Here is a 22,819-nt window from a genome sequence, read left to right as displayed (position 1 = left end):
CCTTAAAATTGCCCGATGATACCAAGGCATATGGAATGCCCTGCAGTGTTTTGTCGTTTCAACTATCGGCTAATGACCATCATAAATAAAGTTAAAGATAAAAGTTGATAAAGATGCGGATGGCCACAGCAGGGTAATGTTTTGATAGAGGTGCAAAAATGTCCTGCCAACAAATCACTATAATTATCGCAACAGAATGTTTAGTTTTGAAACCCTAAACAACAGCTATGATCAGGATTCCACTAAACATTGTTATATACCTGTTACTTATTTGCACCGTTTCCCGAACCTCAGCTCAAACTCAGGAAGGCCGCGGGAAGCGGGTAACGCTCGACTACTATTACAACAACGAACATAAGAAAGACGAAGCCGGCAACCTGGTACGCTGGCATTACATCTGGGATGAGCAGGATAACGGAGGCTTTTCTTATTGGGGCAAGATCTTTAATAAGTATGGCGTACAAACCGACAGCCTGCTGGAAGCGCCAACAAAGAAAAACCTAAGTAATACCGACATCTATATAATAGTAGACCCGGACACCGACAAGGAAAACCCATCGCCCAATTACATGAACAATAAAGACGCAGAGGCGATTTACAACTGGGTGAAGGCCGGCGGCGTATTGGTAATGTTGGAAAACGATAGCCTGAATGCAGAATTTGACCACTTCAATATCCTGGCGGAAAAATTTGGTATCCATTTTAATGGCGATAGCCGGAATAGGGTACAGGGGCGCCATTTTGAACAGGGAGCGTTTATGATCCCTGCCGGTCACGAGATCTTTGCAGGCATAAAAAAGGTATATATAAAGGAATTGTCGTCGCTCACCCTGAAAGCGCCCGCCCGGGCTGTGTATAAAGACGGAGAGCATGTTATCATGGCTGTATCCAGGGTCGGTAAAGGAACCGTGTTTGCGGTAGGCGATCCCTGGTTCTACAACGAATATGTAAACGGCAAGTTGCTGTCTGCCGATTATGAAAACCTACAGGCGGCCGATGCGCTCACCCGCTGGTTGATCAAACAATGCAAACGCTAACATATTTCCGGGCGATGACGGAAGTGATTCCAGATCCTCTTCCGTCATCCTCTCTCTTCTATACTTACTCCATATAATATAATAAGAGTATCATTTCCCAACACTTCAAGTCATCCCCCCTCATTCCATTTTCCGGATAGTTATGCTATTCATTTGGCCGGAAAAGAAGTGCCGGTTTCATACTTATCTCGCCTTCCTGATAAATAAAATTTAAAATAAAGGTTTTAGATTGTTATTTTAATGATGTTTTATTTGCATTATTATTATATTGATAATCAAGTAGTTAAAATTTTATTCGCACTTTGTTTTCACTTTGTTCCGGCTTTTTTTCCCGTTTAATTTGTTCCCTGCTGCCGCCAGGTGATATTTTTGGAAACAACAACTGAGTCCATCTAATCTCAAGTTCTACGTATATGAAAAAGCTAACAATTTTACGTGCTTTGGGGCGCACCTGTCCCGTTACCATTATTTCTCCACACACCGGGTTACCCGGCCTGAGATTTAAAATATGGTCATCAACCAACCAGGCAGCAATCTTTTCATCCGTTCATGATAAACACGAACGTCGGTCAATGACCAGTATGCTGACCTGATACTGCCAGGGATTTCACAACCAAAATTGGTATTGTCATGCATTCAGAAGGCCCGCAGGCGCAGGCCTCCACTATTCCTATACATGTTTCTAAACAAAAAAACTTATTGCAAGCATATGAAAATGCACAAATTCTTAAGCATTATACTGCTTATGATGGCGTTTATCGCAAAAGCACAGGACCCTGCTTCACAAGGCACGGTAATAAAAGGGCTGGTAGTCTCCGACCAGAACGAACCGGTACCCGGTGCATCCGTGATCGAAAGCGGTACTACCAACGGTATCGCTACCGATATGAACGGACATTTTTCGCTTAAAGTCGCCAGGCTCCCTGTAACGCTGGTAGTTCGCAATGTGGGCTTCGACGACCAGACGATCACCGTTAGCAGCCCCACTACCAACCTGCGCGTAGTATTGACCGCTGCATCAAAACAATTGAAAGACATCGTGGTGATCGGCTACAGCGCCCAGAAGAAAGCAAACCTCTTAGGCGCCGTTTCTTCTATCGAAACAAAAGAGCTGTCGAAAATGGCCGTTACAGGCGTGGGAGCCATGCTCCAGGGCCGTGCAGCCGGCGTACAGGTAACCAGCGCCAGCGGGGATCCCCGTTCTACCGGTACTGTAGTGATCAGGGGTGTCGGCAACATTCGTGGTATGTCGCCTTTATATGTGATCGACGGCGTACCAGCCATCGGTAACACCGGCTTCAATATCAACCCGCGCGATATCGAAAACATCCAGGTGCTTCGCGATGCTTCTTCTGCCGCTATCTATGGCGCCAGGGCCGCAGGGGGCGTTATTCTCATTACTACTAAAAAAGGTTCCCGTAAAGAAAGGACCAATGTAGATATCTCTCTTACCCAGGGATTTTCTCAAGGTACCTTCCTGCCTAAACTCCTTGGTACGCCTGAATACAAAAAAGCATGGGCTGCTATTACTCCTGCCGCCAGCGGTTGGGACGAATCTGTAAACACCGACTGGGTAGATTACCTCTATCGTACCGGTAAAGAACAGAACTACAATGCTTCTGTAAGCGGGGGCAGCGAAAAACAGAACTATTATATTTCCGCCGGTTACAGGCGTGTAGACGGTATCGTGATCAACTCCTGGTCTGAAAGATACAGCCTGCGGGTAAACAGCGATTACGACCTGGGCAAAAGAGTGAAAGTGGGAGAACGCCTGAATCTCTATTCCTATTCCGACAACCCGCCTGTGATCACCGGTAATGCGTTAAACGCCTATGCGCTGCCTTTCAGGTCTTCGCCCCTGATGAGGCCTAAAAACCCGGATGGTTCCTGGGGCGGATTGCCTGCTGCCGGTAATTACAACGGAGGTAACTGGGCCGCCTATGTGAATACTACCGACAGGAGATACAATGCCCTGGAAACAGAAGGTAATATTTATATAGATGTAGAACCGGTAAACGACCTGCATATACGCGCCACAGGAGGCGCCGATCTTACCAATAGTATGGCCCGCCAGTTCGAAGCCAAATGGTATGTTTCCGGTCAATCCAACCAGCCGCAAGACAACCTGAGGAAACAAAGCAATTTGTCTATGGCCTACGTGGGCAACCTCGTTGCGTCATACAGCAAGAAACTGGGCGATCATGAGATCAAAGCGCTGGTAGGTACCGAGGCAAGAAAATCATCGTCCGACGACCTTTCAGGGTCTATCTACGCAGTTAGCTCCGCTTACTCCGTACCTGCGATCCCGGATGCGTTCCCTGTCGGCTTCTCCGAATCTTCCGCCCTGAGCAATGTTCCCGGCAACACCAGCGGCCGGTCGTCCGATATGAACTACGGCAGCTCGCGCATGCTGAGCTATTTCGGAAAAGTAAACTATACCTATAAGAATAAATATCTCTTCGAAGCCAATCTCCGCCAGGATATCAGCGACCGTTTTGCACCAAGCTACCGCACAGGCAACTTCCCGTCTGCTGCCGCAGGCTGGAGGATCACGGAAGAACCCTGGCTGAAAGATAAGTTCAAGGCATTGTCTGACCTGAAGCTGCGCACTACTTACGGCAGCCTGGGTAACGACGGCGTTGGCAGCTATGTATATATTCCATCTCTTGCCAACTACGACAAAACCCAGTTCAACGAACTGCCGGGAACCGGCGCTGTGAGCGGCTGGGGTATTGGCCGCGTAGCCAACCAGAACATTCACTGGGAAACTGTTACCACCTTCAACGTAGGTGCGGATATAGGACTCTTCAACAACAAACTGAATGCAACTTTGGATTACTACATCCGTGATACAAAAGATATGCTGTACCAGCGCAGCCTGCCCCCAAGCGCAGGTATGACCAATGGCCATAACGCTTCCGATTCCTACATACTGGATATGAACCTGGGTAAAATGAGGAATACCGGTTTTGAATTCGCTGTCAACTACAAAGAGAATTTTGGAAAACTGGGAGTAGAAGTTGGTTTTAACGCTGCTTTCAACCGCAACAGGATACTGTCGTTCGGCGGCGAGAAACTGCCTATAGATGCAGGTTCCGCAGGCGAATACTGGTCTGGTATCGTTGCCCGTACGCAACTCAATGCGCCTATTTCCCAATTCTACGGATTTAAAACCAAAGGCCTGATCCCTGATCAGAAAACAATGGACGAGCTTAATGCGAATGCGCAAAGCAAAGGCGCGGCATACTGGTATGCCGCAGGTTCCGGCCCCGGCGACATCTGGTATGAAGACCTGAACGGCGATGGAGTGATCAACGACCAGGACAGGACCATCATCGGCAACCCGCTTCCTAAAATGACCTACGGTTTCAACATTGGCCTGTCATATCAAAACTTTGACCTCGCCGCTTTCTTTAACGGCGTATATGGCAACGACATATATAATGGAATGGACGGATACTACCAGAGTATTTACAACGACTTCAATACAACTGCGCAGGTATTCAACAGCTCCTTCATGTATGGAAACGGGCTGACCAACCAGCCAAGGTTTGGATATTATGCCAATAACTCTTTCCAGTACGACCCTAACGGCAACTATAAAAGGATCTCTGATTATCATATCCAGAAAGGATCTTTCCTGCGCCTGCAGAATTTGCAGATCGGCTACAACCTTCCTGAAAAAGTGTTGAACCGCCTGAAAGTAAGGCACCTGAGAGTGTATTACAGCGGCCAGAATTTGTTCGTGATCACCAAAGCGAAAAACGTAGATCCTGAAGTGGGCTTCTCCGGCGCCAATTCCAGCGCCCTGGCCCAGGGTATTATTTCCGCTGAAGTGTATCCGAAAACAAGGATTCATTCTTTCGGACTTGAATTCGGATTCTAATCGATTCTTTTAAACAGAAAAATTATTATTAATGAAACGCAGCATCATAAAACTTTCCGCCATCCTTGGTTTAAGCATTTCGCTTTTCGGATGTAAGAAGGAGTTTGTAGACGAGTCTAAACCCTACAACGTATTGAACCCGGAGATCTTCCCGGAAACAATGGCGCAGGTAGATTACTTCCTTAATTCTCCCTATGCCAATATTCATAGCGTTGAGCTGTTCGGGTTTATGGGGTTAGGAAGATTTTTTTATAATATAGATCATACGGGCGATGTGGCCTGGCTGGGAACCAGCGAATGGAACGAGTTGCAGGTGTTGCATGTCAATTCCGGCAACAGCTATGCAGGAGCGCAATGGCGTGGCCTATACAGGGGTGTGCAGCAGGCAAGAACATTCATCGACCAGATCGTTCCTAATTTCAAGCAAAAGAAAGGTAACAGCTTATCGGCAAGCGATACGCTGGCCCTCCGGTATAAGCTGGGCGAAGCCTATTACCTGCGGGCATGGCATTACTATTTCCTGATGAACCTTTACGCCCAGGAAGTAGTGGTGAAGAACAACGGGGATAATACCAATCCCGGTGTGATCCTGTTCACTTCTGATATCAAGATCGGCGACCGTACGGATGAAATGCGTCCCCGCAGTACGGTGAAACAATGCTGGGATTATGTTATAGCGGATCTGCAGAAAGCAATGGGCCAGTTAACAGATCCTGCAACCGGGGCTAAGAAAACCTGGGCAGGCGCTGATAAAGGCCGTATCGACTACTATGCAGCGGAAGCTTTGTTAGGTCGCGTACTGATGTATGAAGAACGCTGGAGCGAAGCCCGTGATGCGTTCCTGGACATTGTAAATAACTCCGGCAAATCGCTGATGAAGTTCCAGGATTATTATAACATGTGGAACGGCAATCCTCAATACGCCAGCAACGAGATTAACAATACGGAAGCACTGCACCAGGTTACCATCGTAAGATCCGGCGACAATGCCATGGCGGGACCGTCAACGGCGTCGGCTGTGAGCCTTCTTATTACGCCGTTCTACGACAACGGCGCTCCTGGCGGCGCTACCCCGGGTTATGGAAACATGTTCATGCACGACAGGAACCTGGGTCGTTTCGGTTTCCCTCAACAATATTACCCGGTAATGAAAGGGCTCGGAACCCCGGGACGCACCGTTGAAACATCGTATATCGACTCCTGCCAGCATATGAAAACGCTGAAACGTTATGCTACCGATCCTGATCCGCGTTTATGGGTTAGCGCTTACCAGCCATGGGTAGATTCTGTAATGAACAATACCGCTAAAGTAGCCATCCTGCCTTACGGAGCCGGTACGGAAACGGAGTACCAGATGAACGCCAAGCAGAGCAGTGATGTGATCAAACATGGTTGGTCGCTCCGCAAATTCAACCTGTATGATATGCAGGCCAGCCAGAACCCGCGCATGCATGGCGCCGACTTCTACTTTACCCGCCTGGCGGAGGTATACCTGCAACTGGCAGAGTGCTACTGGAAACTCAGCGGCAGCAATACTGATGCAAATGCGCTGGATTACATCAACAGGGTGCATCGCAGGGCCTGGGAAGGATCTAACCAACCGGGCGTTGATTACAATGCAGTGGCATCCGGTTCTAAGATAACCAAAGCACAATTGAACCCTAATGCCGCTGATCCTTCTTTCCAGGACCAGCTCGCGCTTAACTCGCTGTATTACGAAACCTGGGCCGAAACTTTCGGGGAAGCAAAGTGGTGGTTTAATGTAAGAAGATGGGGACTCGGAAAGAACGAAGCAAAAGTATATGAAAAGAGCAGGGCAGGGGCTATCACCTGGAATACTGATGATCAGTACGCGCTGCCTATCTACCAGCCGGAAATAGACAGGAATGCCAATTGTGTGCAGAATAAAGGCTATTAGTATGAATAAGGGAATTGCATTGGTTCTGCTGACAGTACTCGTAACAGGATTTAGACCCAACAGGCGCCAGGTATGGCTCGATGAACTGGATTTAAGTAAGGTAGATCAATCGGCAGGCCAGGCAATTGCGAATCAATCAATGTGGAAAACACCCCTGTCTGTCTCCGGTGAGAAATTTAGCAGGGGTGTTGGTACACATGCCGAAAGCGTATTCAGGATACAGCTGGATGGAAAGACTGTTTCTTTCAGCGCCCGTGTAGGGATTGATGATTCTGCCCCGGCGCATGAACTGGAACAGGCCAGCGCTGAATTCTCCGTAATCGGCGATGGTCGCGTACTATGGCGTAGCGGTGTTATGCGCGCGAACGAAAAAGCGAAACCATTGAAAGTAACGACAAAAGGAATCAGGTCTCTTATCCTGCATGTTGATCATACGGGAGACGGGATCGCGGGAGACCGTGCCGACTGGGTAGACGCCAGCTTTGAAGTAGCGGGCGCCGACCCGGTGTCGATAAGCCGGCCCCGGGAGCAGGCATATATAACTACGCCTGCCGCTCCTAAAAAACCTGTTATCAATGCGCCTTATATCTATGGAACGCGGGCGGGAAATCCTTTCCTGTTCCGCGTTCCATTATCGGGCGAGCGGCCTGTTACTGTAAAGGCAACCGGCCTGCCGGAGGGACTCAGTATCGATAGCCGCACAGGCATTATCACCGGCAAGGCTGTGAAGAACGGTACTTACCGCGTATCTGTCAGCGCAGAGAACAGCTACGGTACAGATACCAGGGAACTCGCCATAGTGGTGGGAGAAAAAATAGCCCTTACACCGCCCATGGGATGGAACAGCTGGAATGTAGTCGGCGCTGCCATCAGCGACCAGAAAATAAGGGATATGGCCGATGCCATGGTAAAATTGGGACTCCCTGACTACGGCTACGCCTATATTAATATAGACGATGGCTGGCAGGGGCAGCGTGGCGGTAAATACAATGCCATCATGCCTAATGAGAAGTTCCCGGACATGAAAGCATTGGTAGATTATGTACATAGTAAAGGATTGAAGATCGGCATTTATTCTTCTCCCTGGGTACAGACCTATGCAGGGTTTACAGGGGGGAGCGCCGATACCCGCGACGGTAAAGTGATCAACTCCGCCCGCCGGTACGGCACATTTTCTTTTGCCAGGAACGACGTGCAGCAATGGGCCGACTGGGGATTCGATTATGTGAAATACGATTGGGTAACTAACGACATTGCACACACGGCGGAACTTACCTACCTGCTGCGCCAGTCGGGGAGGGATATTGTTTACAGCATTTCCAACGCCGCGCCGTTTGAGCTGGCGCCGGACTGGGCTAATCTTACCAACGCATGGCGCACAACAGGAGATATTCACGACTCCTGGTGCAGTATGACCACTATCGGCTTCATGCAGAACAGGTGGCAGCCTTACGCACGGCCAGGCAGCTGGAACGACCCGGATATGCTGGTTGCAGGAAATGTTGGTTGGGGGAAAGATATCCATCCTACCAGGTTGTCGCCCGATGAACAATATACCCATGTTACGCTCTGGAGTTTACTTGCCGCTCCATTACTCATCGGCTGCGATCTGAACCAGGTAGATAGCTTTACGTTACGACTGCTTACCAACAACGAAGTAATTGCTATAGACCAGGACCCGCTGGGAATCCAGGGGAAAAGGAGGTTTGCCGACAGGAACAAGGGAATTGAAATATGGGCTAAACCGTTGCAGGATGGTTCCCTGGCTGTTGGGTTATTCAATCTATCCGATAACCGGCAGGAGATAACCGTTAACTGGGAACAACTGGATATAAAAGGCAGCCAGGCCATACGTGATGTTTGGCGGCAAAAGGATCTTGCCATTGCAGGCAAAAGTTATTCATCGCCGGTGCCTGCGCATGGGGTGTTGTTCCTGAAACTAAAAGCTGTTGACAAAAAATGAAAACCAATAACCGCTTACAGATGCTTGCCTTGTTATTACTGGCAAGCATATACGTTAATGCCGCCCGGGCGCAGCAAAGCATAGAATTGCCGCTGTGGCCCGAAAAGGCCGGTACAGAAGATTACAACAATGCCCTTGTAAAAGTATTTCTTCCCGCCGGGGGAAACGGGATGGCCGTAATCGCCTGTCCTGGCGGCGGGTATTCTTACCTGGAGATGATAAAGGAAGGAACCCGCTTCGCTTCCTATTTCAACGAACAGGGTATTGCGCTGATCGTGCTGCAATACCGTTTGCCCAAAGGCCGCAGCGGCGTACCGTTGAGCGATGCCAGGCGAGCCATGCAACTGGTAAAGGAACATGCGGCGGAATGGCATATCAACAAAAATAAAATAGGCATAATGGGTTCTTCGGCCGGCGGGCATCTTGCAGCCACGCTAAGTACGCATGCCAACGCCGATGAACGCCCCGCTTTCCAGGTTCTTTTATACCCGGTTATTTCCATGGAAGAAGGGCTGACCCATCCCGGCTCCCGCAAAGAGTTGTTAGGCGCAAACCCTGATGCTGCACTGGTCAGGGAATACTCCAACGAGCAACAGGTAGCTGCAACAAATCCTCCTGCCTTTATCGTGGCAAGTGACGACGATAAAACAGTATCATCCCTGAACAGCGTTCTTTATTATGAAGCATTGCATAAAAAGAACGTGCCGGCAGAGTTGCATATATATCCCAAGGGTGGCCATGGCTGGGCGCTGAATGATAATTTTCTCTATAAAACGGAGTGGACGGCAGCTTTAAAAAAGTGGTTGCAGTCCAGGTAGCCGGGCATAATTGAATTGACCATACATGATAGTAATGATGAAGAAATATTTTAGCATTTTATTGTTTGCTCTTTTGGCGGCAGGCAGCGTTACTGCACAGTCGCTGAACGAAGGCCCGCGTCCTGTTGATGAAATAAAGAAGATAGGGGATAAACTGATACGGGAAACGCCGTTTGCTTACCGGTTGATATTACCGGCGCGAAATCAACGGTTTAATAATCTCTGCTTTGTAGATTTCGGAAGGGCATTCGGAAAAGGGAAACCGGCAGTAGGTTACGCCTACACGCAACTGACCGCGCAAAAAGATACCCTGTTTACGATTGAGATCGCGCATAACGACGATTGCCGGGTTTGGTGCAATGGTAAGCTGGTTTATGAAAAGAACGGAAACAAGGATATTGCCATTACCAGGGATGAACGAAGCATGGCGATGCCAGATTCCTTCAAAATACAACTGAGGAAAGGGAATAACGACCTGCTGATAAAATCTTCAACCAGCGGAAAAGAATGGTGCGTGTTCCTGCAACCGCCCAGCGAGCATGACGCAGTTATAAATACCCCGCAGGTTTACCCGGAAATAGGACTGAAAAATGTAAAGAACGTAGATGCCAGTGTTGCTTCTCTCAGCACCTGGCTGATCTGCGGGCCTTTTGAACCGGGAATAACCACTGCGCACGAGCCGGAAAACGATATCCGCTTTGGCGCTATGTACCCTGGCCTTTCAGAAGCCGTGACCTGGACCATCCCTAAAACAGAGGTTCTGGGAGATGTAATAGGCGCTAAAGCCTGGGGTACTACTTACCAGTGGAACTACCATAATGGCGGCGTTGCCTGGGCAATGGCGCAACTAAGCGAACTAACAGGTGAAACAAAATACAACCGGTATGCGAATGATTTCTGTGATTTCCAGATGATGGGAATGCCGTTCGTAGACTACCAGGTGAACAAGCTGAGAGCATATAATTCTGCCAATGCGATGGTTATTGATTCCAGGCTGCTGGACTTTACGCTCGCTCCTTCCATGCCCCTTATCTACCGCCTGCGGAAGGAGAAGGATTTTAAAAATGAAGCCATCTATAAATCGTATATTGATAAAATGATGGAATACGCCAGATCGGGCCAGATCCGCAGCCCGGGCTATACCAACTATACCCGTACCACTCCCGAGGTTTATACGGTTTGGGTAGATGATATGTTTATGGGTATTCCGTTCTTAATCCAGGCAGGACTTTACAGCAGCGATCCGGCCAGGCGCAAACTGTTCTTTGACGATGCCGCCAGCCAGGTATTGGATTTCACCAAACATGTGTACGATAAAGATGCACGGCTTTTTATGCACGCCAATTATTCCAACCGCCCGTCGGTAAAGCTGCCATATTGGTCAAGAGCCAACGGCTGGGCCATCTGGGCGATGACGGAAGTGTTGATGGCATTGCCGGAGAATCATCCGAAATATAAACCAATACTGAACCTCTACAGGGAGTTTGCCAATTCGCTGGTTCGCTACCAGAGCCCGGAAGGTTTCTGGCATAACGTGATCACGCGCAACGATTCCCCTGTAGAAACTTCAGGTACTGCCATCTTTACCATGGCAATGGCAAGGGGAGTGAGAATGGGATGGCTGGATAAAAAGAAATTTACGCCGGTAGTGGAGAAAGGCTGGAAGGCCGTTGCTTCGGAGATCGACGATGACGGTACCGTACATAAAATATGCGTTGGCACCATGTGTTCTGAAGATGAGAACTATTACATGAACAGGCCTTTTTATGATGATGATACACACGGGTCATTTGCCGTGATCTTTGCCGGTATAGAAGTACAAAAGATGTTAGATCAACAGAAAAAATAACGGATGCGCAGGCATACAATTTTAATGATAGCATGGTTGCTGCTCTCCGGTGTTGGCTGCAGGCAGGCCGGCAGCGATATACGACGGCAGCCGATAAAGTTGACCGGCGAGGAGATCGTTCTGCTGAAGAAGGAGCTCCGCGAGAGCGACGAACATTACGATGCCGGAAGGAAGATGATATGGATGGTTACCAAAGAAAAGCACTATCACAGCGATCTCGACAGCGGCGTAAGAGTGCATGACACGCGCGGCTCTATCCAGTATGCAGCGGCCGTGTTGCGGATGAATGATACCGCCAGCATAGCGCGGGGCATTGATATCTTAAAAACCATCCTTCCCTTGCAGGAAAAAGACACGTCCCGGGCATTCTGTGGCGTATGGCCTTATTATCCTGAAGACCCGCTGGCTGGCCGAAAAGCGCCGGTAGATTATAACTGGGCCGATTTTATATCTGTTTCGTTAATTGATATTATGCTCAATGCACCGGAGCGGATAGATAATGATCTTAAACAGCAGGTAAGAGAAGCGCTGATACTGGCTGCCCATGCCATCATGAAAAGGGACGTGAAAGCCGATTATACCAACATCTGCATCATGGGAACCTATGTTTGCTATGTTGTAGGCAACCTGTATGAACAGCCTGATATCAAAACCTACGGCCAAAAGAAACTTGCGTACTTCTACAATTTCACCAAAGAAAGCAAAGGCTTTACTGAGTATAACAGTCCTACCTATACGGTAGTAGCCATGAACGAATTGCTGAGAATGAAACTGGCGATCACCAACCCTGCGGATAAAAAGATGGTAGACGAATTGTACAACCTTTGCTGGAGCATGATCGCCCGCCATTTTCACCAGCCATCGGGGCAATGGTGCGGACCTAATCTCCGTGCGTATAACGACCTGCTGACGCCGGAGCTGAAACAGTTGTTCTTCTACGCCTCCAACGGGCAGGTAAACCTGCCGGGCGAATACCTGCATCAGCCGCGGGTGCTGGAGCCTCACCAGATACCTCCGGCTTTGCTGCATTATTTCCTGGAGCCGGATCTGCCGCGTACGGAAACAGATACATTCACTGTTGGAAAATACCAGGTAAAGAACCACGCAACATTTCCCGATGGAGAAATGAAGGCGCAGGATATTACCGGCAAATTGTATATGCAGCAACGTTATGCATTGGCCTCGGTGAACCAGGCATACTTATGGAACCAGTGCCGCCCGCTGATTGCCCATTGGGGCTCGCCGGAACATCCCTCTTACCTGCGCGTCCGTTTCCTGCATGACCAGTACGATTTTGCGGCTGTGCATATCAAAAGTGTACAGGATTCTTCAACCGTATTGTCGGTACTGAACCTGGCCTATAACGGCGGCGACAGGCATCCCAACCTCGACAGGCTGAAAGATACAACCCTGGCGGCAGCAGACCTGCGCCTGAGAATTGAAACAGGCGGGGATATCAGCGCTTCTTCCTTTTCGCTTTCCACGGTGAACAAACGCGAACTGCAATTCAGTTCCGGCGACCTGCGGATGCTGGTACAAGTGCCTTATTGCAACTGGAACGAGGAGGATGGGCATTGGGAGCTGGGGGCAGCAGGCGATAAAAAATGGGCCGACTATGTCATTCATTCCGGTAGCCGGAAAGTATTCGACCTCCGCGCAATGAAGGAAGCGGTCATCGGTTTATCATTGTCGGTTGCGGCAGGGCAACAATTGCCGAAGCCGCAGGATATCAAAGTAATTGCAGATAATAAATACCTGCAGCTATCAGCAGGCAGTTTGTTGGTAAAGGCATTGAAGAAGCCGGATGATGAGTTCAGGATTAAAAATGATTTCGAAATACATTCAAAGTAATATGCAGTTAAGAAATTTTGCGCTGGCGATGTTGTGTTTGCTGGTAATGCAGCCGGCCAGGAGCCAGATGAAAGACCCACAGGACTGGATAGGTTATGAGAAAGTGCTGGGCCTTAAAAATGGGTTGAGAAGTTATGATTACGATGTTAACCTGGTAGAGTCGTCGGCGCCGGCAAACGTATTCTGGCCGGGAGATCAGATCCGGCTGAAATTCCAGTTGGTGAACAACACGAACCAACCTATTGGCGCAGATGCCAGGGCTTATATTATCCAATATGGAACAAAGGGTATACCTAACGATATCTGGCTGCCGGAGATGGTGAAGATGAATTATGAAAAGGTGATACCTGTGAGGCTGAACATCGGCCCTAACGGTTACGCCAACACGGTTATTACTATCGATGATATTAAAGACTATGGCGGCTACGCTGTAGTGTTCGACCTTGGTAAAAATGGCCGCCGGCTGGGAACCAGTTTCGTATTAAGTATGCGGCCTTCGCCTGTAAAGATGCAGTACCCCAAGCAATCGCTGGATTACCTGGGAGTGGATTTCCTTCACCGCATGGGTGTGCAGGCTATCCGCTACGGGGTGCCTTACATGGCAACTACCAATCCGGGTTACCAGGCATATATGCAGGAGCTGAAACGCCTGATGAAGAACTTTAAAGACAACAACATTACAGTGATGCTGATGTTCGGCGAAGGTCAGACGGCGCAATCCATGCCGCTGGGCATCAGCCGGCCACACCTGGATAGTACCGGGAAATTCCTGCGCACCAAACAGGATCTTGCCTGGATGCCGGATATGGACGAAGATTTTAAGAAGTATGTAAAAGAGTTGTTGATGAATTTTGGCTGGCCGTACGGACCTGTTACCTCTGTATGCCTTTGGAACGAGCCATGGGAAGGTACATCTATTTCCGGCTGGCAGGCGGATATGCTCCGTTACCGCGAGATCTATACTAAAATGGCGGAGGCGGTGCTGGAAACGCGCAAGGAAGACCGGGATGTGCTGGTAGGCGGCGGGGATTCCAATTCCAATGCCATGGATAAATTTTTCTCAGACGGCGCCTGGAAGATGTTGCCCATATTTGATTTTCTTTCCATCCACTACCAGGGCCTGGAGTCGCCTGTACTGTACCCCGAATTCAACAACCGGAAAGATTATAAAGGAAGGGTGAAGATATGGGATACAGAAAGCTGGGTGGGAAATACAGACGATCGTATAGGCCTTGTGGTGGCGGCAAGCCGGGCAGCGGGCTACGACCGTTCTATGGGCGTATACGGAGGATATATGTATTCAGGAGATCCGCATCGTTCCGTGCAGAACCTGACTATCCGTACAAAGAACGGCTCGGAAACAGTACCGCGACTGCATAATACCTGGTCTACCGCCGCCGCTATGGGCGCTACCCAAAGCCTGATCGGCGACCGTGATTTCAACCGGCTGCTGTTTAAGAACGGATTGCCATGGATAATGTTATTTGATGGATATAATAACAATAAGGAAGATGGAACGGTTGTTATTGCCGGCGACCTGGGAGATGCTTTTGGTCCAACGCGCGTGCTGTTCAGGAATGTAAGAAGCCTTACGGATGCAAAGAAAAGGCAGGCGCTTTACCAGCTTGCCAAAACGTCTCCCGATCCGAAAGCGCGTGAAAAAGCCGCCGATGAACTCAACCAATATACTCCCATTACCGACGGTAAGATGATCGTAAAAGCTGATCCTTCTTTCCTCTTATACGATTTTTATGGCAACAGGATAGCGCCTCAGAACGGGGCGTTTACCATACCGCTTACCTACAAAGGCTATTTCATGCGGGTGAACGGTACGCCTGGCGCTTACGATAAACTGGTAGCTGCTGTGAGCAACGCGAAGATAGAAGGATATGAACCGCTGGAGATCATTGCAAAAGATTTCACAGCGCCGGTAGAGGCAAAACCGGCTATGGAACTGCAGTTAACGAATATATTGAACCGCCCGGTTAAAGGGAAATTAGCGGTGAATATCGACGGGTTGCAGCTCGATTATCCCGGAACCATTGCGCTGAAAGCGTTTGAAACGAAAACTATCCCCGTACGGGTAAAGAGCGGCAGTGCAAACAAAGAAAACAAATACCCGCTGGAAGTGCATTTCGATGCGGGCAACGATGGGTTTGCAGATCATTACGAAGAAATGCACGTCAATTATGTTGCGAAGAAAACCATACAGGTAGACGGAGACCTGGGCGATTGGGCTGGTGTTATTCCGCAGACCATCAAAGGTTCTTCGAAGGCAAGCATCTCTTTAACCGAGGCGGCCTGGCATCCTTACGAAAATTTTGATACCAACTCCGAAGGCCTGGCCAATACTTATGTAGCGTACGACGACCAGTACTTCTACTTTGGCGCGCGCGTAGCAGATAAAACGCCTAGTAAAGGCGCACCGCGTTTCGAGTCGCGCAACGACGATCAGTACTTCTATCCCGACACGGCTTACATGCAAACCATGTATGCCATGGAATCTGTTTTGGTTAAACAACCGGTTACGGAGTCGGATAAAGGCGCATTGCAATTGCCCTCAGGAGGCAGAGTATTGAATTATTATGAAAATTCGGCTACTACCAGGTCGGTAGGGCTGGACATAGACCTGCCTTTCGACAGGTATACACGAACATCCCTGTATTTCCCCGGCATTAACCAGCGCAATGTTTCAATAACTGTATACGACAGGGAAAGCGGGAAAGAACTGATGACCACCAATATTGAGAACTGCTGGAATGGCGCTTACCTGAGCCTCGATCTGTCAGGGAAGCTGCGTATCCGCTGTTCGGCCATCAGCTGGGACAGCTGGAGAAATACCACCAAAGTGGCGGGTGTGTTCTTTGATGCATCAGATAACGTTGTTGGGGCCAATAACAAAAAAGCCACTGCGGTATTGGTATCAAAAGATTTCGATACGCAGGGCAACTGGATGGGCGTGTACGGCAAAGCGGGATATTACCTGGTGGGGGCTCAAAACTCGCTGGCTGCAAACATCCGCTGCGCGCCGGTTACGCAGAACGACCTGGTGCCGTTGGTATGGCCCGCAGGCGTGAGGAAGTTCTCTTACCGCAAAACAGGTACCTTGCCGGATGGGATGACAGGAGAGAAGTTTGATAACATCCTGATCGCGTTCAATGTGATCCCGATCGGGGAAGATGGCATGGAAGCCGCTCCGAAAGGAACTATGCCGCGTTATACAGGGTACAAATGCACCGACTATGAGTATGCGCTCAATACCGTGGCAGACGAATATGGCGGAGGTTTCGAGATATGGCGGCTGCTGACGCCCGGAATGCCGCGCAAGCACTTCTTCCCGCGGCAACCTAAATCGCCGTACGACGGGCCGGTGAAAAATGGCAAACTGGTAACGGTACGGAAAGGGAATACCCTGTTTACAGAATGTGCTATTCCGTGGAGCGAAATACCTGATGTGAAAAAACTTTTCGATAAAGGCGGGAAGATAAAATTCTCCGCCCGCATCAACGACGATGGAGCGGGGGCGGCCTGTATGGAATTGGCCAGGGATCGTAGCGTATCCAAGGTCAATGCCCGGGCCTTTCATCCCGATTGGAAGGAACATTGGGCCAATGAACTGGAATTTGGTGTAGAAAAATAACTAAGCCATGAGCAGATATTTAGTTTTACTTTTTTTCATCCCTTTTATTGCGGGATGCGGCGCAACAGAAGACAGTCAACAGGTGCATGTTGATGTATTGAGCTATGTTAACCCATTTATAGGAACCGGCGGTCATGGTCATACCTTCCCGGGGGCAACCTATCCTTCGGGGATGGTGCAGGTAAGCCCCGATACCGGGCTGGAAGAATGGGACTGGTGTTCCGGCTATCATTATTCGGATAGCTCCATCATTGGCTTCTCCCATACCCATTTGTCAGGTACCGGGCGGTCTGATCTCCTGGATGTTATGCTTATGCCTTACACGGGGAAGATAAAACTCGACCGGGGCAGCAAAACAAAGCCGGAAGAAGGATACCGCTCCAGGTTTTCGCACGATGAAGAAGTGGCAACGCCGGGTTACTATAAAGTAAAACTGAAAGACTACGATATTACTGCCGAAGTAACCGCATCGCCACGCTGCGGCTTTCACAGGTATACTTTCCCCGCAGCTAAGGAATCGCATATCATACTGGATCTCTCTCATCATTATGCTACCGATTCGGTGCTCTTTACTTCAGTGAACGTAGTTGATAGCTGCACGCTGGCGGGAGAACGGAAAACAAAAGGCTGGGGCGAACCCGGCGAAAAATACTGGGTGAACCAGCGTCTTTTTTATGCAATAAAAGTTTCGAAACCTTTCCATGCTGCAATAGCGGTTGACGATAAGTTTATCCCTGCGCAATCGGCATCCGGAAAACAGGTGAAAGCGGTACTGAACTTTGAAACAGGGAAAGATGAAATGGTATTGGTAAAAGTAGGTATATCGGCAGTAAGTGTAGAAAATGCATTAGAGAACCTGAGCGCTGAAATCCCGGGTTGGGACTTCAACGAAACGCTGACCCAGGCCCAGTTGAAATGGGAGCAGGAGCTTGCGAAGATCAGGATAGAAGCGCCCGAAAAAACCAGGACAATTTTCTATACCGCATTGTATCACAGCCTGATCACACCTTACCTGTTCAATGATGTTAATAAAGAGTACAGGGGATTCGATGATAAAATACACAAGGCGGGAGATTTTACAAATTATACGGCTTTATCATTATGGGATACTTTTCGTTCTCTCAATCCTTTGCTCACGATACTGGAACCTGGAAAGGTAAATGATATCATCCGGTCTATGCTTGCGCAGTACGATCAGTATGGCTTACTGCCGGTATGGCCTTTATGGTCGGGCGAAACGAATTGCATGATCGGCTACCATTCTGTACCGGTGATCGTAGACGCCTACTTTAAAGGTATCCGCAATTATGATGTAAACAAGGCCTACGAGGCAATGAAACATTCTGCCATGCAGGAGGGTTTTGGAATACCGGAGCTGAAGCAGTTCGGCTATATTCCTTATGACCTATACAACAAGTCTGTTTCTACCGCGCTGGAATACTGTTACGACGATTGGTGCATTGCGCAAATGGCCAGGGACCTGGGTAAGGAAGAAGATTACAATTATTTTATGAAGAGGGCTATGTCGTACAGCACCTACTTCGACCAGGAATACAAGCTAATGAACGGCTTTTCCAGCAAAGGAAAATTTCGGCGGCCATTCGATCCTTTCTTTTCTTCTTATGGAGAAAGCGATTGGGTAGAAGGAAATGCCTGGCAGTATTCTTTTTTTGTTCCGCACGACATACAGGGCCTGATCAACCTGCATGGAGGCCGCGAAGCCTTCGGCAGGTCGCTGGATAGCTTATTTACCGTTTCTTCGGGGCTGACCGGTGAAAATGTGCCTGTGGATATTTCAGGGCTTATAGGGCAGTATGCGCACGGGAATGAGCCTAGTCACCATGTGGCTTATCTCTATAATTATATTGGCCAGCCGGGTAAAACGCAGGAAAGGTTGCACCAGATCATGACTACCCTGTATACAGATCAGCCGGATGGTTTGGCGGGGAATGACGATTGCGGGCAGATGTCGGCCTGGTATGTATTCAGCGCATTGGGATTTTACCCCGTTAACCCGGCTTCAGGTATTTATGTATTTGGTACGCCAATGGTAAACAAGGCTTCCATCGCCGTAAATAATAAAACATTTACAGTAACAGCAACGGGGTTAAGCGACAAAAACAGGTTCGTACAGGGTGTAAAGCTGAACGGGAAAGACTATACGAAATTGTTCATTACCCACAATGATATTATAAACGGCGGAACGTTGGAGTTCAGAATGGGCCCTCAGCCAGGAAAATTTGAGGGCGCGGAATTGCCGCCGTCAGTATCTAAAGGAAAGTAATATTATTAATAGAAGAACAAACCTGGTTGCTGCTTAACGCATACACGCTAAGCAGCAACCAGGTTTGTTCTTTTAGGTTTGTGCCGTCTTTCTGCGAAAGCCGTGCTGAAACTCTTATTGCAGGACCTGGTCAAAATTCTGTTCGTAAACCGGTTGTCCATCCAGTTTGGTGATCTTCACATAATCTACCGCCCCGCATCCTTTAAACCGCAGGATCAGTTCGTTGGCCATGCCGATAGGCGTTGTGTAGTCGAGGCTGTATATTTTTTGCCCGTCGAGATAGAAGCTGGATTTTTTGTTTTCTACCCTGATACCCATAACGTGCCATTCAGATGCGTTGAAGTTGAAATTGCTCAGGTTAAATTCATCTCCCTTTATCATCTTTTCGCTGCTGATGAATTTAATATATGCAAAACCTGCTTCATTCAATGCAAACCCGTGCATGCCGGTGCTGGAAAGGATGTACATCATTACATCGGAACGTGGAATTGCATAATCTTTAGCTGAATTGCGCACCCTGGCTTCATAAATAAAATTATCTCCATCTACCAGTTTCTCTTTATAATATACATAGCTCACAAATAGATGTCCAGGCCGGGCTTCCGGCACAACGCTGTCCAGCGGCAGGCTGGCATAGCCTTCTTTGTTGTATGCTTCACTGATGGGGAGTGTTCTGAAAATTCCTTTACGTTCGTTCCGGGTATAAACAGACCAACCTTGTTTGCGGTTTTCTATTGTAAGGGTCTTGATTGCGCGACCGTTATACTCCAATATGCATTTGCCATCGCCTTCCTGTATATAGGTTGCATTTACTTTGCCAACGTTCCTTGCCAGGTGCTTTTCCGCGGTATCTCCATTCGCTTCTTCATATACCAGTTTGATGTTCTTAAGCAGGGGAGCGGGAATATTATAGGAGAAGGTGACAGTTAACGGGTTGGCGCCTTTCGGGTTGGAAACAGAAAATTCGATCTTCGACAGCAGGTAGTCGGTATACATTTCCTTTATTTTCAGGGTATACAGCAGGTAACCGCATACAACAAGCAGCAGGCCTGAAAGCAGGTAGATGTACAGGCGGCTGGAATTCGCTGTTTTCTCCGGCGTCGTAGGTTTTGGTGTTGTTGCAACCGGAGGAGGCGCCGGCGTGTCCATTGCTTTTTCCTGTTTCTCCTGTATTTTTTCCTGGGCAGGTTCAGCTGCGGCAGCTTCCACTGTCCTTGTTTTTTTTATAACGAAATCGGTATAACCGGCATAACCAAGAAGGCTGCAGAGGGCGTCCCTGGTGGCTAGCTGCGGGTTGCCGGTGCGTTGCTGAAAAAATCTTTTAAGGGTATTGGCATTCACGGTAACATTTGTTGCCTCCTGTATCATGTTTTCCAGCGTCTTGAATTGATCAAGGTCCCAGGAGTCTGGCGGGCCCCAGGCAACAAAGCGGGTGGTATATTCATTAATAATTTCCTTTATATACCTTCTGTCCCTTACTTCATCCATGATATCTACAAAGTTAGCTTTGGTTAATAATTGCTGTAGTGGAATTTAAAGAGGAATATTACGACAAATTCCTGGCTCTCAGAAATTTTATCTCCGCTGCCAGCCGGTGTTCGTCCGCAAATTGAAGATGCAGAAAAATGAAAATCCGGGTTATCTTTCAGGTATGAAATGGATCACCCGCGAACGTCCGAAAATTGATCGCCTTGCCTGCCCCTGGTTAATACGCAGGTTTGTGGATGCAGATGCCCGGTTTATCTATGTACCATTTGAAGAGGTACTGGAGAAAGCTGCGGCTGAAAATGCCATTCCCTTCGATATTCCAGGCGTTGAGTATACGCACTACGCCGACCAGTGCACCTTCGATTACATCATAAAAAAACACAAGATCAACGACCCGGCAGTGCAGGTGCTGGCGCCGATCGTCAGGGGAGCCGATACCGACAGGCACGATCTGGCCAGCCAGGCATCAGGGTTATGGGCTATCTCCGCGGGTCTTGCCTATAATGAACCAGACGATTATGCACTGCTGGAAAAAGGTATGTGGCTGTACGATGCTTTATACAGCTGGGCCAAACACCTGCAACAGGTGAAGCACACGCAACAGCCGTTTGAAAACCAGTTGCTGGATATTTTCAATAAGTACCTGCAACAGGAAAAAAGCAGCAGGAAAATACCTGCATGGGCAAAGGAACTGAAAGAGATCATCCAGGACCAGATAGATACCAACCTGAATCTGAGCCTGAAAGGATTGTCAGAAACCTTGCAGGTGCACCCGGCTTACCTGTCGCGCGAGTTCTCCAAATACTTTGATGATCTGTCGTTCGGCGATTATATCCGTAAACTGCGTATAGATAAGGCAATTCAATTATTGAACACTACAGAACATTCACTGACTGAAATCGCTTACCTGACAGGGTTCTCAGACCAGAGCCATTTTACGCGTATTTTCAAGAAGTTTACCGGTAAAAGCCCTTCTGCCTATAAAAAAGGCCTGGCAAAAAAGTAAAAAACAGGCCAAACCTTAGTTTTTGTTCTATTTTATAGTATCAAAGTGCAGGAAATTGCAGGCAGCACAACCTGTAATACACTTGTTATGAAATGTATAAGTTCCTGCTTTCTCTTTAGCGCCTTCTTCGCTATGGCGCTGGCATCTGCCTGCAACCATTCAACTGCCCCCGGCGCCGATACAGCCAGTAATAAACGCAATAATATTTTATGTCCTCCCGGCAGCAACAAACTGGATGTTCAGAAAATTGAAGAACTGACAGGCATGAAAGGAGTGTCAAAGAATAACGAATACAAAATTACCGTACCGCAGCACGACCTGCATGTTACCGTAGATGGGTTTAAAATTATCCCGGCCATGGGACTAAGCAGCTGGGCGGCCTTCACACCCTGCAACGACAGCATAATGGTAATGGGAGATATTGTTGTAACCGAAACAGACCTGGCGCCCGTACAGCAGGAAGTGATCCGCCAGGGGTTTGCCATTACTGCCATCCATAACCACTTCGTCCGGAACCATCCTGATATTATGTTTATGCACATTGATGGCAAGGGCGACCTGGGCAAAGTAGCTGCCGGTACAAAGGCCACCTTCGATAAAGTAAAAGAAGCAAGGGGAGAGGACCCCAAACAAGCGAAAGCCGACAGCGTTGAAAATACCATTCATATAGCGCGTCTCGACAGTCTTATAGGGCAGAAAGGAGAGTGGAATAAAGGAGTGTATAAATACACCATTGGCCGCCCCGATGTGCCGCTGCAGGAACATGGGATACCTGTAAGCGCCTTTATGGGGTTCAATACCTGGGCGGCCTGGCAGGGCACAGACGATAAAGCTGCGGTAGCAGGCGATTTCACTATGCTGGAAAATGAAGTAGAACCCGTGATTAGGGCGTTGATAGAAAACGGTATTGAAGTAGTAGCCGTGCACAATCATATGGTACATGAGCAACCTCGTATCTTCTTTTTACACTATTGGGGCGTAGGACCGGCGGAGAAACTGGCAAAGGGGTTGAAAGCTGCGTTGGATCAGACGGCTAACAAAGCCAGGTAATTTTTGCAAAAAAGTAAAGAATGATCAAA

12 protein-coding genes are annotated in these 22,819 nt (G+C 48.6%); 11 read left to right on the top strand and 1 reads right to left on the bottom strand.

The annotated features are described in order from the left end of the window. Positions 1-227 precede the first annotated feature (227 nt). The 9 genes from BLV62_RS18605 (at position 228) to BLV62_RS18560 (ending at position 19,246) form a co-directional block, all read left to right on the top strand. On the top strand, positions 228-1,037 hold the full coding sequence (locus BLV62_RS18605; protein WP_089763467.1) for a hypothetical protein: 810 nt from the start codon (positions 228-230) through the stop codon (positions 1,035-1,037). A 709-nt stretch (positions 1,038-1,746) separates the two neighbouring features. Next, on the top strand, positions 1,747-4,923 hold the full coding sequence (locus BLV62_RS18595; protein WP_168927904.1) for a SusC/RagA family TonB-linked outer membrane protein: 3,177 nt from the start codon (positions 1,747-1,749) through the stop codon (positions 4,921-4,923). A 31-nt stretch (positions 4,924-4,954) separates the two neighbouring features. Beyond that, positions 4,955-6,841 (top strand): RagB/SusD family nutrient uptake outer membrane protein, encoded by a 1,887-nt coding sequence (locus tag BLV62_RS18590; protein WP_089763464.1) that lies wholly within the window; start codon positions 4,955-4,957, stop codon positions 6,839-6,841. A gap of 1 nt (position 6,842) precedes the next feature. Further along, on the top strand, positions 6,843-8,804 hold the full coding sequence (locus BLV62_RS18585; protein ID WP_089763463.1) for an NPCBM/NEW2 domain-containing protein: 1,962 nt from the start codon (positions 6,843-6,845) through the stop codon (positions 8,802-8,804). Beyond that, entirely contained in the window at positions 8,801-9,622 is an 822-nt protein-coding gene (locus BLV62_RS18580; protein ID WP_168927903.1) for an alpha/beta hydrolase, read from the top strand. The genes BLV62_RS18585 and BLV62_RS18580 overlap by 4 nt, the downstream gene beginning before the upstream one ends. Before the next feature lie 34 nt (positions 9,623-9,656). Continuing rightward, the gene (locus tag BLV62_RS18575; protein WP_211117849.1) at positions 9,657-11,471 is read left to right on the top strand and encodes a glycoside hydrolase family 88/105 protein; all 1,815 of its coding nucleotides are present in this window, start codon (positions 9,657-9,659) and stop codon (positions 11,469-11,471) included. A gap of 24 nt (positions 11,472-11,495) precedes the next feature. Then, entirely contained in the window at positions 11,496-13,322 is a 1,827-nt protein-coding gene (locus BLV62_RS18570; RefSeq protein ID WP_089763461.1) for a hypothetical protein, read from the top strand. Position 13,323: 1 nt separating this feature from the next. Then, on the top strand, positions 13,324-16,962 hold the full coding sequence (locus tag BLV62_RS18565; RefSeq protein ID WP_211117848.1) for a DOMON domain-containing protein: 3,639 nt from the start codon (positions 13,324-13,326) through the stop codon (positions 16,960-16,962). 7 nt (positions 16,963-16,969) lie between these two features. After that, positions 16,970-19,246 (top strand): GH92 family glycosyl hydrolase, encoded by a 2,277-nt coding sequence (locus tag BLV62_RS18560; RefSeq protein ID WP_089763460.1) that lies wholly within the window; start codon positions 16,970-16,972, stop codon positions 19,244-19,246. Between the two features lie 114 nt (positions 19,247-19,360). On the opposite strand, the gene BLV62_RS18555 is transcribed toward BLV62_RS18560, so the two are convergent. Continuing rightward, a complete protein-coding gene (locus BLV62_RS18555) occupies positions 19,361-20,734 on the bottom strand; it encodes a hypothetical protein (RefSeq protein ID WP_211117847.1) in 1,374 nt (457 codons plus the stop codon). A 127-nt stretch (positions 20,735-20,861) separates the two neighbouring features. On the opposite strand from BLV62_RS18555, the gene BLV62_RS18550 reads away from it, so the two are divergent. Together BLV62_RS18550 and BLV62_RS18545 are read left to right on the top strand one after the other, a co-directional pair. After that, on the top strand, positions 20,862-21,740 hold the full coding sequence (locus BLV62_RS18550; protein WP_225889635.1) for a chromate resistance protein ChrB domain-containing protein: 879 nt from the start codon (positions 20,862-20,864) through the stop codon (positions 21,738-21,740). A gap of 87 nt (positions 21,741-21,827) precedes the next feature. Continuing rightward, positions 21,828-22,790: a DUF1259 domain-containing protein gene (locus BLV62_RS18545; protein WP_089763479.1), complete on the top strand. Its 963-nt coding sequence runs from the start codon at positions 21,828-21,830 to the stop codon at positions 22,788-22,790. Positions 22,791-22,819 lie beyond the last annotated feature (29 nt).

Origin of the sequence: Chitinophaga terrae (ex Kim and Jung 2007), from assembly GCF_900107795.1 — a bacterium.
Classification (GTDB): Bacteria; Bacteroidota; Bacteroidia; order Chitinophagales; family Chitinophagaceae; genus Chitinophaga; species Chitinophaga terrae.
Note: the sequence above shows the minus strand (reverse complement) of the source record. Positions and strands in the feature narration are given on the sequence as shown.